Annotated in this window: 12 protein-coding genes and 1 pseudogene; 4 read left to right on the top strand and 9 right to left on the bottom strand. The window is 72.5% G+C overall.

Going from position 1 to position 11,716, the window contains the following annotated elements; all coding sequences use genetic code 11:
• Nucleotides 1-140 precede the first annotated feature (140 nt).
• Entirely contained in the window at nucleotides 141-266 is a 126-nt protein-coding gene (locus tag ACIP60_RS06740) for a hypothetical protein (protein WP_400680780.1), read from the top strand.
• A 357-nt stretch (nucleotides 267-623) separates the two neighbouring features.
• Here the strand turns inward: ACIP60_RS06740 and ACIP60_RS06735 are convergent, their stop codons facing one another.
• From ACIP60_RS06735 to ACIP60_RS06725, 3 genes and pseudogenes are all read right to left on the bottom strand, one after another.
• Nucleotides 624-1,484 carry a hypothetical protein gene (locus ACIP60_RS06735; protein ID WP_400680779.1) on the bottom strand — a complete coding sequence of 287 codons (861 nt, stop codon included), beginning with the start codon at nucleotides 1,482-1,484 and terminating at the stop codon, nucleotides 624-626.
• 48 nt (nucleotides 1,485-1,532) lie between these two features.
• Nucleotides 1,533-2,045: a SigE family RNA polymerase sigma factor gene (locus ACIP60_RS06730; protein WP_400680777.1), complete on the bottom strand. Its 513-nt coding sequence runs from the start codon at nucleotides 2,043-2,045 to the stop codon at nucleotides 1,533-1,535.
• Nucleotides 2,046-2,224: 179 nt separating this feature from the next.
• Nucleotides 2,225-3,319: pseudogene (locus ACIP60_RS06725) on the bottom strand (IS256 family transposase); the annotation flags it as partial.
• 352 nt (nucleotides 3,320-3,671) lie between these two features.
• Here ACIP60_RS06725 and ACIP60_RS06720 point away from each other — a divergent pair.
• Nucleotides 3,672-3,920 (top strand): hypothetical protein, encoded by a 249-nt coding sequence (locus tag ACIP60_RS06720; RefSeq protein ID WP_400680776.1) that lies wholly within the window; start codon nucleotides 3,672-3,674, stop codon nucleotides 3,918-3,920.
• 12 nt (nucleotides 3,921-3,932) lie between these two features.
• On the opposite strand, the gene ACIP60_RS06715 is transcribed toward ACIP60_RS06720, so the two are convergent.
• Nucleotides 3,933-5,639, bottom strand: coding sequence for a TROVE domain-containing protein (locus ACIP60_RS06715; RefSeq protein ID WP_400680773.1), 1,707 nt, complete (start codon nucleotides 5,637-5,639; stop codon nucleotides 3,933-3,935).
• Nucleotides 5,640-6,192: 553 nt separating this feature from the next.
• Here ACIP60_RS06715 and ACIP60_RS06710 point away from each other — a divergent pair.
• Nucleotides 6,193-6,441, top strand: coding sequence for a DUF397 domain-containing protein (locus ACIP60_RS06710; protein WP_400680771.1), 249 nt, complete (start codon nucleotides 6,193-6,195; stop codon nucleotides 6,439-6,441).
• 102 nt (nucleotides 6,442-6,543) lie between these two features.
• Nucleotides 6,544-7,506 carry a Scr1 family TA system antitoxin-like transcriptional regulator gene (locus ACIP60_RS06705; RefSeq protein WP_400680769.1) on the top strand — a complete coding sequence of 321 codons (963 nt, stop codon included), beginning with the start codon at nucleotides 6,544-6,546 and terminating at the stop codon, nucleotides 7,504-7,506.
• A 118-nt stretch (nucleotides 7,507-7,624) separates the two neighbouring features.
• Here ACIP60_RS06705 and ACIP60_RS06700 read toward each other — a convergent pair whose 3' ends face one another.
• The 5 genes from ACIP60_RS06700 to ACIP60_RS06680 form a co-directional block, all read right to left on the bottom strand.
• Nucleotides 7,625-8,437 (bottom strand): SAM-dependent methyltransferase, encoded by an 813-nt coding sequence (locus tag ACIP60_RS06700; RefSeq protein WP_400680766.1) that lies wholly within the window; start codon nucleotides 8,435-8,437, stop codon nucleotides 7,625-7,627.
• Between the two features lie 240 nt (nucleotides 8,438-8,677).
• Nucleotides 8,678-9,109 carry a hypothetical protein gene (locus tag ACIP60_RS06695; RefSeq protein ID WP_400680764.1) on the bottom strand — a complete coding sequence of 144 codons (432 nt, stop codon included), beginning with the start codon at nucleotides 9,107-9,109 and terminating at the stop codon, nucleotides 8,678-8,680.
• A gap of 144 nt (nucleotides 9,110-9,253) precedes the next feature.
• Nucleotides 9,254-9,478, bottom strand: coding sequence for a hypothetical protein (locus ACIP60_RS06690; protein WP_400680761.1), 225 nt, complete (start codon nucleotides 9,476-9,478; stop codon nucleotides 9,254-9,256).
• Nucleotides 9,479-10,276: 798 nt separating this feature from the next.
• On the bottom strand, nucleotides 10,277-10,954 hold the full coding sequence (locus tag ACIP60_RS06685) for a class F sortase (protein ID WP_400680759.1): 678 nt from the start codon (nucleotides 10,952-10,954) through the stop codon (nucleotides 10,277-10,279).
• A gap of 107 nt (nucleotides 10,955-11,061) precedes the next feature.
• Nucleotides 11,062-11,628, bottom strand: a complete 567-nt coding sequence (locus ACIP60_RS06680) for an excalibur calcium-binding domain-containing protein (protein ID WP_400680756.1) — start codon at nucleotides 11,626-11,628, stop codon at nucleotides 11,062-11,064.
• Between the last annotated feature and the right edge of the window lie 88 nt (nucleotides 11,629-11,716).

Genomic DNA, 11,716 nt, shown 5'->3' with positions numbered 1-11,716 from the left:
ACTACAGCGCCCGTCACGGCCTCCTGCTCGACCCCGTCGCCGTCCGCCTGACCCCGCTCAACCCCAAGCGCCCCGCCCGGGGCCGCCTCGACGCCGACGACACCCTCGACGTCCACGAGCGGCAGGCGCCCCTCCAGCGCGTGCGCGGCTACGAACAGGCCGCCATCGAACAGGTGGAGAAGCCGCGCGTCCGGCTCGCTCCTGCCGAGGACTTCGCCCACACCCTGCGCACCCGGCTGGCACACGACGCCACCGTCCACCCCTGACGCGAAGTCGGCCCCTCGCACCTGCCGAACCGGCCGGCAGGTTGCATGACGCCTCTGCGAGGACCGTCCGGCAGGCCGGCCTCCTCTCGATGATCTCCGTCGTGGTCGGGCGACCCGCAGACCTCGCTCACCGCCGGATCTCGACCAGGCGCGACGCTCGTGGCCCCGGCCCGGTTGTCGATCGCGAACCGCAGCCGCCGCGACCGGGCGCCGCACCCGCTCGGGGCCAGGCGAGCACGACCGCGATGGGCGCGCTGAGGTCGGAACGCGCAGCGCGCCGACAGCATCCGGTAATGCCCCCGTGAGCTGCAGGGTCTCCTGGCCGAGCACCTTCCGAATCGGTGGATCGACGCCCGGTCAGCGCAGGGTGGCGGCCAGGGCAGCGCCGGCTTCGGCGGTGGTGGCGGGGACTTCGGTCCGCCAGGCGGGGTCGCGGACGATGGCCTGCCAGGCAGCCATGGTGAGCGGAGGGGCGGGGCGGTCGGCCAGGCCGAACGGGTGCTCCGGCGACGGGGCCGGGCCGTTGCCCACGATGAGGTCGACGGACGACCCGTCGGCCCGCTCCAGGCGGACCTTCCGGAAGTAGTAGCCCCCCTCGGGGCCCACACCGGTGACGGCGCTGAACACGGTTCCCGCGGCATCGGTGGTGCTGGTGCAGCCGGTCGGTTCGGCCCCCCCGGGGCGGGTGGCGTGGTCGGTCAGGTCCACCTGGTCGCAGTTCCAGGACATGCCCTTCGGATCGGGGGGGCTCACCACGACGTAGATGTGGGCGGCGCCCCGGCCGTCGTCGTACTCCACCGTGAAGTCGGTCGCGACAGCTCGGGTCCACTCGAACGGGCCCAGCTGGAACTTGCTGAGCTTTCCGCCGGAGGGCAGCAGGTCGGCCAGGATCTTGAGCATCGCTTCGGCGGTGACCGGGACCATCACCGGACCGGGCGGCGTGCCGGTCGTGGTGGCGGCAGGCGGCGTGCCGGTCGTGGTGGCGGCAGGCGGCGTGCCGGTGACCGTCGGGCCGGCGACCGGACGGGGCATCACCACCGCGCCCGCGGTGGCCAGGGCGACCACCACCGCGGCGGCACCGGCGATCCGCAGGCGCCGACGACGGCGGCGAATCCCGTGGCCCTGTGCTCTCGCCTCGGCGACGATGGCGCCGACTGGCGAGGCGAGGCCGTCGACGCTCTCGCCGAGCAGGCGGCTCAGATCGTGCTCAAGGTCCATGGCCTGGTTCCTCGTTGTCGGCTCGGGGGGAAATGGTCGGTCAGGTGGTCAGGGCCGGAAGAGGGCCTCGCGGTCCTCGCCCAGGATCTCCCGCAGCTTGGCCAGCGAACGGAAGTTGAGGCTCTTCACAGCCCCGGGGGACATGCCGAGCATGTCGGCCACGGCCTCGATGCTGTGATCTTCCAGGTAGCGCAACACCACCACCGCCCGGTTGCGGGGCGGAAGTTGGTTCAGGGCAGCCACCATGACCAGTCGCAGCTCGCCGCCGTCACCCGGCGCAGACGCCCGCTCCGGCAGATCGGCGGTGACGATCTCGGACGACTTCCGCAGCCGCTTCTGCGAGAGGTAGTTGCGCAGCAGCACCTTCCGGGCGTAGGCGTCGATCGTGGAACCGTCGTCACCACCACGCCGCAGCCGACCCCAGACCGAGAACATCTTCGCCAGCGTGGTCTGCACCAGGTCCTGGGCCTGGTGCCAGTCTCCGCACATCAGATAGGCGACCTGGAAGAGTCGGTGGGCCCGGTTGCTCGCGAACTGCTCGAACTCGAGCCCCTGCTCCATGCCGTCGCCCCCGTGCCCGTGCCGTACCGATGTCGCCAGTACTACGCACTGGCAGCCCGCCGGGTTACGCAGGGGAAGCAACTTTTGGATCACAGCGCGCCGGCGCCCGCGGACATGACCACCGTGGCCACCGAGTGCTCCAGGACCCGCTCCAGCCACCGCAGCCGTTCGAGCACCTGCGCCTGGGCGGCCGTGTAGACGCACTTGAGCGCGGCGGCCTCGTTCGGGAAGTGCCCCCGGGCGCGGACGGCCTTGCGTAGGCGGGCGTTCACGCTCTCGATCGCGTTGGTCGTGCAGACGACCCGGCGGACCTCCGCGTCGAACTGCAGGAACGGCACGCACTCGGCCCGGGCGTTCGACCAAAGTCGAACGATCGCCGGATACTTGGCGCCCCGTTCCTCCTGGAACTCCAGGAGGCCTTCCTCGGCGGCGTCGGCGGCCGGCGCGGTGTAGACCGGCTTGAGCGTGCGGGAGATCCTGTCCCGGTCCTGGCGGGCCGCGTAGCGAAACGACGCCCGCACGGGGTGGACCACGCAGGTCTGGATGACGGCCTGCGGCCAGACCGTCGAGATGGCGTCCGGCAGGCCCTTGAGGCCGTCGCAGACGACCGTGCACCCGTCCTCGACACCGCGGTTCTTGATCTCGGTCAGGACCTGGAACCAGTACTTGGCGCCCTCGCCGCCCTCACCGGCCCGCAGTCCGAGGATGTCGCGGGTGCCGTCCACGGTCACCACGAGGGCGACGTGGATCGGCCGGTTGGCGACCCGCCCGTCGCGGACCTTCACGTGCATGCAGTCGATGAAGACCACCGGGTAGATCGCGTCGAGCGGACGGTTCTGCCATTCGGCCAGCCCGTCCATGACCTTGTCGGTGATGGTGGAGACGGTCGACTTGGACACGCTCGCGCCGTAGACCTCGGCCAGGTGCGCGGAGATGTCACCGTGCGTCAGACCCCGCGCGGACAACGACGACACCATCTCGTCCACGCCCGTCAGACGCCGTTGCCGCTTCTCGGCGATCTGCGGCTCGAAGCTGTCCTCGCGCTCTCGGGGTACCTCGATCTCGACCGGCCCGACGTCGGCCAGCACGGTCTTGGACCGGATTCCGTTGCGGGAGTTCCCGCTGCCCGCGCTGGCCCGGTCGTGCTTCTCGTGGCCGAGGTGGTCGGTGATCTCGCCCTCCAGGGCGGACTCCGGCACGCGCTTGGTCGGCTGCAGCAGCAGCCCGCCCTCGCCGGCCAGCTGGAGCCCGCTCGCGCGGGCCCGGTCGACCAGCTACCCGATCAACTGGTCGTCCGGCAGGTCCGCCGCCAGCTCGACGGGTCGGACCTCTTCAACCGCCTCAACCGAGGCGATCACGTCGCCCATCAGGTGCCCTTCCTTCATCGGGAGATACACCGGTCCCCGTACAGACCCACGCCCGCGTTGCGGTACCGGATGGTGTAGTCGTGCGGGCACTGCGGCCACCGGCTCTCGGGGTTCCCGCCCGTCTTGAAGAAGCTGCCCGTGCCGCGGATGAGCTTGATCGCTGCCACTGCCGCTGACACCCGAGTCGGTTTGCTGACCGTTTGCCGACCCGGATGGTCGGCCAGGCCCCTGAGCCGGGAAGAGACGCCAACCACGTGATATGTGGTGGAACTTCATCGGCCGGCCCGCGGAAACCGCCACTGACCCGCTGGAGCACCTTGCCTTGGCGGTCGGCGGCCACCGGAGCGCGAAGACCTCCACGAACCTCCCCACCGCCTCGCAGGGCGCCGACGTGGGGAAGGAGATCGTGGACAGGAAGCGGGACACCGTCACCGACACGATCGGCCTGCCGCTGATGCTCCTGGCCACCGCCGCGGGCCTGCGGGACGGCACCTCCGGCAGACGGTGATCTGAGCGGGGGTCAGCCGGAAGCGGCGGGCGGGCGCTCCCAGGGCCACTGCTCGGCTCCGCCCGCCTCGAGCAGTGGCACCAGCCGGAACGCGGCGTCGGACAGGCCGCCGAAGACGTGCCGGTTCGGGGCGGGCGGGGCGTGGCCGGTGCGGTAGCCGCAGAGGTTCCAGGTGTAGACCGGGATGCCGGGCGGGACGGGTGCGAACGGGTCGAGCGGCCCGAAGAGGCCGGGCTGTTCGTCGGTGATCACCACGACGCGGTGGTGGCCGTCGAAGTGCCGGGCGACGGCACCGGCCGTGTCGGTGCCGCCCAGGTCGTGGAAGCGCTCCACGACGGCGAGCAGCGAATCGTCCGGCGCCAGCCGGATCGGTCGGCTGCCGGTGCCGAACTCGACCAGGTCGGCCTGCTCGGCGCGCAGTGCCAGCGCGCCGCCGAACACCGCGGCGGCGTCGGCCCGGGTCAGTTCGGTGCGGCTCTCCGGCACGCCGAACATCGAGCCCGAGCGGTCCACCAGGACCAGCGTCCGGCCGGGCAGGTGGGGGACGTTGGCGAGCGAGTGGCTGAGCGCCGTCTCCAGCGCGGCCGCCCAGCGCAGGCCGGGGGCGGCGCGGTGGGCGGCGAGGAAGCGGAACGGGAACTGGCGGGAGCGGGCGACCTGGGCCGGATCGGCGATCCGGGCCGCGACCAGCGTCGCCGCCGCGTCACCGATCCCGGCCTGGTCGAAGTTGCGCAGGTTGCGCACCAGGGCCATCGCCCCCATGGACGGGATCACCGCCTCCCAGGCCGCCGCGTCCATCGGACCTTTCAGCCAGCCCGCGAGCGCCTCCCAGGTCATTCCGGCGGCGGCCAGTCTGTGGGCCGCGTCGGGGGCGGCGAGGACGGCCCGGCGTTCGGTGACCGGGAGCTCGGCCAGTCGCTGTCGCTCCGTCAGCAGGGTTTCGGTGCGGGGCGGTACGGCCTGGTGCGGGCGGTGCCGACGGTCCAGGACGTACCGGAACAGCTCGCCCTGCCACGGGTGGTCGGCGGCGGGGGCGGGGTGGGTGAGCTCCAGCACGTCGGCGAACCGGAAGGCGTGTGACGGGGTGTCGTACTTCAGCACGGCCCGCGAGGTGTAGAGCCGGCGGACGGCGTCGCCCAGGCCGCGGCGGACCGGCTGGGGCAGCCGACGACCGTACCGGGCCGTCCAGAGTGCGAGGAACTCACCCGGCTCGTCGGGGCGTTGGAGCACCGCGTCGACGGCCTGCCGCGAGTAGCCGGGGGCCTTCGCCTCCGCCCGGGCCCGCGCGAACTCGACGGCGCCGACCACGGCCGCGGAGCGGATCTGCGCCTGGCCGCGCAGCCAGCGCAGTAGACCGAGCGTCCAGCGCGGGTCTTCCAGGGCGAGGCGGCGGACCAGCGAGGTGAAGCGCTCCTCCCGATCGGCGGCGTTCTCGTAGAAGCTGTGCTGGCCGGAGAAGTGCGTCACGGCGAGCACGAACAGGTCGGTGCGCGGGTCGCGCTGCCAGCCGGCTCCGCCCTGGTGGTTGGTGAGCAGCGCCACGGACAGGGCCGAGGACCTGAGGACGGCCGGGGGCGTGTGCGCCGACCGCGGAGTGACCGGCCACCTGCCGTGGAGCGCCAACTGCCCACTGGCGCCGGCCGCGAAGAGTTCCGGTGTCTCGGTGCGGATCTCCACCCTGGTGGCGGCTTTGACGCGCTGGCGATTGAACCGGGTCATGCAGGAAGTCTCCCTGGCGGGCACGTGGAGGAGGCCGGGTGACGGCGCGTCGAGAGACGCCCCCCGTGATCGGAAGCGGGTGCCGGTGTGAGGTCGTCAGAGAAGTAACCGGAAGACCCAGCGCATCGGGGGGCGTCGGTGCACAACGTAGACCGCCCTCGACCCGCTGTCACCCGATTATCCTCCGGCCGGAGGAGCACCGGCCGGCCCGGTCGGGAGGTCGCACGGGCACGGCTCGACCGGGGGAAGGAGGTCCGGTTCGGGGCGGTGCGGGGCCACCCCGGTGACCGCCTGCCCGCCACGCCCGCCCCGGAGCTCCCGGGTGCCGCGAGGCGGGCGTGGCGGGCAGATCAAAGTCTGATCGGAATTTATCGTTTTCGCTCTCGAATCACCCGATCAGGGAGTGGCGCTGTTCGATTTTTGGGCGCAATGATTCTCTCTGCCCCCTCCGGGCAATTGCACGTGGGATTGCACGGTTCGTTGACCTGCGAAATCCCGGAAAAGTATGACCGGAGGGTGTGGTCGGCGCTTTTCGTACAAGAGGAGATGAGTCATGGACCGTAGTGGCGAGCACTACAATGGGATGCCGGCGGATGCCATCGAGTCGCCGTACCCGGCGCAGAAGGCCGTGAAGAGCCAGGGGCTCGGGGAGTGCGTGACCATGCGGCGCCTGCCCGACGGCCGGGTGGCGGTGTTCAACAGCAAGGACCCGGGCGGCCCGGCCCTGGTCTTCACCCGGCCCGAGATCGACGCCTGGCTGGACGGCGCGAAGAAGGAAGAGTTCGACAACCTTCTGACCTGATCACACGGGGTTTCCCGTTTTCGCGGGAAATCCGGCGTGACGCCGAAGCCCTCCCTGTGTCAAGCTGGCCGCGATCATTCGGTTTTTCGCAAGGGGGGCCTCGTGTCCGCTGACCCGTTCGACAGCGCTGATTCGAACGAAAACCCGGGGCCGATTTCCCGTGCCGCCGACCAGGGGGCGCCGGAGTGGTCCATTCCCGCCGCGCACCTCGGCCGCAAACTGCGGGCCCTGCGCGGTGGTCGGACGCTGCAGTGGCTGAAGACCCGGACCCACTTCTCGGCGTCGAAGCTGAGCCGGATCGAGAACGGGCAGCGCCGCCTGAACAACCCGCAGGACGTCGCCACGATCCTGAACGCCGTCGGGCTGCTGCACGGCCCCGACCGGGCGGCGCTGATGGAGCTCGCGGTCGCCGCGTCGCAGAAGAACCCGCCGGGCTTCCACCGGGACTCCGGCGCCGGGGCGCAGCAGCGGCTCTCCGGGATGGTGTGGCGGGCGACGCTGCTGATCGCCGTGGACGTGAACGTCGTCTCGGGCGCGCTGCAGACCGACCGGTACATGGCGGCGGTCACCGAGGAGACCGTGCTGCGCAGTCGTCTGCACGAGGCGCCGGCGGCGATCGAGGCGCGCAAGGTGCGTCGGCGGGTGGTGCGCGAGTCCGGGGTCCGGGCGGTGTTCTGCATGCACCAGTCGGCGCTGTACCGGGTGATGGGCAGCCACGAGCTCATGGTCGAGCAGTTGGAGAAGCTGCTGGAGTACACCGAGACCCCGAACATCGGGGTGCGGATCATCCCGGTGGAGCTGCCGCTGGCGCTGCAGGTCATGAACCTGACCCTGCTGCACTTCGACACGCCCGACGCCATGCCGGAGCTGATCTACGTGGAGACCGGCGAGCGGGAGGGGCACTACTACTACCCCGGCGAGGGGGACGCAGCGGCCTTCGAGGACTACAAGGAGGTCCTGAACACGGTCGTGGCCAGGGCCCTGCACCGCGAGCCGAGCCGGAAGCTGATCCGGAAGGCCGTCGCGTGGCACCGGGCCCGGATGCGGGGCGGGTCGACCGGGTGACGGGCGCGGGACCGCCGCCGCGGGACCGCGCCCACCGGACGACGGCCCCACGTCCGCCAGGTCACCGGAAGACGCCCCCGTCCACCAGGTCACCGCACGGCGGCCCGCGCCCGCCCGGTCACCGCACGACGGCGAGGCCGCCGAACTCGATCCACTCGTCGCTGCGCTGCCGGGGGAAGACCTCCCGGTCGGGGCGCCAGTAGGTCACGTCGCGCAGGCCCGGCTCCTCGATCCGCAGCCGGTCGATGTCGAAGAAGGCCCGCACCTCGGCCTCGGTGCGCACCCGGCCCCAGCGTCCGCCGGTGCCCTCCTGCATGAGGCGGGTGACCCCGTCGCGGACCTTCTCGTCCTCGCTGACGAGCTGGCACACCACCACGACGCTCCCGGCGGGCAGGGCGTCGACGGTGCGTCGGATCATGCCGAAAGGATCCTGCTCGTCGGTGAGGCAGTGGGCCACCGACACGAACAGGGCCGCGACCGGCTCCCGGAGGTCGATCCTGGAGCGGAAGTCCTCGTGCGCGAAGATCTGCCCGGTCAGCGTCATGTCGGACGCTATCAGCGCGACCCGCGGGTTCTCGTCGAGCAGGAGGCCGCTGTAGGCCCGGACGTGGGGGTCGTTGTCGATGTAGACGACGCGGCAGTCCGGGTCGATCCGCTGGGCGACCTGGTGGACGTTGTCCTGGGTGGGCAGTCCGGAGCCGTGGTCGACGAACTGCCGGATGCCGTAGTCGCGGACGATGATCTCGACGACCCGGCGCAGGAAGGCGCGGTTGTTCAGCGCCAGTTCCTTGGTGCTGGGCGCGATCTCCAGCAGCTGCGCGACGGCGGCCCGGTCGGAGGCGTGGTTGAACCGGCCGTCGAGCAGGTAGTCGTACATTCTCGCGGCGGTCGGCTTGCTGACGTCGATCTCGTCCGGCAGTGAATCGCTCACGCGTTCCCCCTCGCGTCGCCAAGTAACTTCTGCACCAGTCAATGTGACGGCCCGTCATGCTATAGCGCGGGCATGGCGAAGCGGCATCACCCGTGCGGGTGGTGCATGGCGCAAGCATGGCGAGCCCTGGCGCGACCCCTGGTGCGGGCCCGCTCCGGCGCGTTTCGAGGGGGAGGAAGTGCGCCGGAGCGACCGCCGGGCGGCGGGCTTCGGTGTCCGGTCCTTGGGCGGTGTCCGGTTCTAGGCGGGGGCGTTCCTCCTTCGTTCGGCCAGCAGGCGGCGGGCCACCAGCAGTTCGACGTGCAGTTCGGGTTCGGCGAGCCCCATCAGCTCCGCCGCCGCGTAGGCCGGCATGCCGAGGTGCTCGTACAGGAGCGCCGCGTCGGCGGCCCGGGTGGGCAGGTCGCGGTGGAGCGCGTCGGCGCCGGGCCGCGGGACGGCCGCCAGGGCCTCCGCCACCACCTCGCCCAGCACCCGCCAGGCGAACGCCGCCGGATCGGCCGCCAGCACGGCGTCCCAGCTCAACTCGGTGCGCCGCAACGCGTGCCGGACCACCTGGCGGCTCACCTCCGCGTCGCCCAACCGGGCGCAGGCGTACTGCTCGTAGGGGCCGTGGCGCAGCTGGACGAAGGCCGCGTACCCGAGTGCTATCGCGGGCCGGTGACCGGACACCGTGACTCCTTCGACGTCAACTCGACGGAACGGTGACACCCGTTCCGGGCAGGAGGCCCGGGCGGGGGAGGCAACCCGGCGCGTGCGGGGCGCGCCGGGGCGCGCGACCGGCCGGACACCACATCCGGTCGGCCGCCGGGAACGTCAGAGCCGGCCGGCCGCGACCGCGCCGACCTGGACGTCCTTCGCCATCCACAGCAGCGCCAACACCAGCGCCGCACGCTCCCGGCAGTTCGGCCCGTCGGCCACCACGGCCCACCGCAGCGCCGACACCACCAGCGCTCTGCCGAGCTCCACCGAGAACCCGACCGCACCCGGCCGGGGCGTTCCGTCACCCAACCTCCACATCCTGCTAGCGTGGAAGCTCATCGAGGGCATGATCGCTCGATCCCGAGCGGGTCGTTCAAGCATGTCGTTGTCCTTGCTTGGATCGGCCCTTCGTCGTGGTCGGTGTTGGCCCACCGGCCACGACAACATCACCGGTACAGTGAGTTGCGGCCTTGACACGCAACGCTACCCCCGCGCCTCGAGCGAACCACGCGGAAAAGCCCCCCGTGCAAACGCGGGCAAAAGCCGGGCGGGAATGTCGCTTTTGTCCACGCCCCTTTCGGCAGCGGTCGAGGCCGCACAGCCGGACCCGAACCCCACCCACCCCGCGTCGGCGGGGTGTTGGGCCGAGGGCCGGAAACACCGCCGACCAACCCGGGGGCATCCCCCGCCCGCGAGGCGCGGATCGTGTGGACGCCGGGGTTCCGCAGGGATCTGCGGCCCGCCGGCCGGGCGGTGGTCGTCGCGATCGCATCCGTAGCGGCCTCGGGCCGCACCCGGTGCCGACTCCCGTCGATCTCGGGGGCCTGCCGGCGGACGATCCACCGGCGCTTCGCGCGGCGGAGCCGGGAGCGGGTCCGGGCCCGGCCGCACCGGGTCGACCTCGCCTGTCGCGGCGTCGAATCGTCCCAACGCCCGGGCCGACACCGGCGGTTCGCCGGGCGCACGGTGCCCTGACTCGTCGACTGCCGCAGGCGGCACCGCCGCCGCCCTCGCAGGTCGGGGCCCGACAGTCGGTGGAAGTGGTCGAGCGCCTGGCCGTCGTCCCCTGGAGGAGATGGATGAGGGAGGTCGGGGGTCGGCGGTCCACCGGAAGGGGCGGCCGGTCGTTGGCGGTGGTCAGCCGACGAGGTGGGCGTAGGCGACGGTGTTGTCCTGGTAGCCGCCGTGGGCGCGGTCGAAGGTGCCGCCGCAGGTGATCAGGCGGAGTTCGGGGTGGGTGGCGGGCGCGTACACCTCGTCGGGGACGTTGGTCTTGGGGTAGTTGGTGACGCGGTCGACGGTGAAGGTCGCGGTGGTGCGGTCGGCGCGGTCGACGGTGAGGGTGGCGCCGGGGGTGAGGAGGGAGAGGGGGTGGAAGACGGCGGGGCCGGTGGGGGTGTCGACGTGGCCGGTGACGATGGCGGTGCCCGTCTCGCCGGGGCTGGTGCCGGCCGCGTACCAGCCTGCGGTGGCGCCCTGGTCGAGGGGCGGGGGTTGCAGGGCGCCGTCCGGGCCGAGCGTGAGCGGGATCAGGGGGGTGTCGATGCCCAGTGAGGGGATGCGCAGGCGGATCGGGTCGGCCCTCGGCATCCCCGGCGCGCCGGTGGTGGCGGGGTCGTCCGGGGCCGGGGTGGTGGCGGCCGGCGCGGGCGGGGGTGGCGCGGGGGTGCCGGTGGTGGCGAGCACGGTGGCGGTGCCGGCGAGTCCGATCGCGGCGGCCACCAGGGCGGCGGCAAGGCCGTTGCCCCGGGCGCCTCCGGGTCCGCGCCGGTCGCCGTCGGGTGTGCCGGCTGCTGTGCCGCCCACTTCGTTCACCGCTCTCCTCGTCGCCATCGCTCCGGACCGTCCGGGAGGCCGTCCAGGGCTGCGGGATACGGCCCTGGACGGCGGGACCGGCGAAACCGGGCCGTGGGGAGCCGGGGTCAGTGCCGGCCGGTACGGGTGCGGCGGCGGACCACCACGGCACCGCCGCCGGCGGCGAGGGCCAGCGCACCGAGGACCGCGGCGGCCCGGGTGTGGTCGGACGGCCCGTAGCCGGCCGCGACCGCGCCGCGCGGCACCGCGGCGGAGGCGGAGACAGAGGCAGCGGCACTCGGCGAGGCGGAGGAGACGGCGCTCGGCGAGGCGGAGGCCGAGGCGGCGCTCGAAGCGAAAGTCGAGGCGGAGGCGGAGGCCGAGGCGGTGGTGCCGGTCGCCGTGGACGCGCTCGCCGAAGCGGAGGGCGCGGCGCTCGCGGAGGCCGTGCCGCCGGAGGTGGTGCCGGCCGGCAGGTCCTCGCACGCGATGCCGTCGTTGTCGGTGTCGAGGTGGTTCGGGTCGGAGGGGTCCGCGTCCAGCACCGCCTGCGCCTGCGGCTGCGTCGTGAAGTCCGAGCAGTTCAGATCCGCCGCGGGGGTCAGCGCTTGGGCGGAGGTCGCCGAGGCGACCGGCACGAGGACGGCCGTACCCAGGGCAGCAGCGGCGAGAACGGCGTGAACACGCATGGCCATCACGTTCCTTCACAACGAGTACCGGGACTGCCACCCATCGTGTCCACGGCCGGTCGGCGCGCCACCGGAACGGGCCACCCCCACCCGC

It is taken from the genome of Kitasatospora sp. NPDC088783, assembly GCF_044750705.1.
Lineage (GTDB): Bacteria > Actinomycetota > Actinomycetes > Streptomycetales > Streptomycetaceae > Kitasatospora > Kitasatospora fiedleri.
Note: the sequence above shows the minus strand (reverse complement) of the source record. Positions and strands in the feature narration are given on the sequence as shown.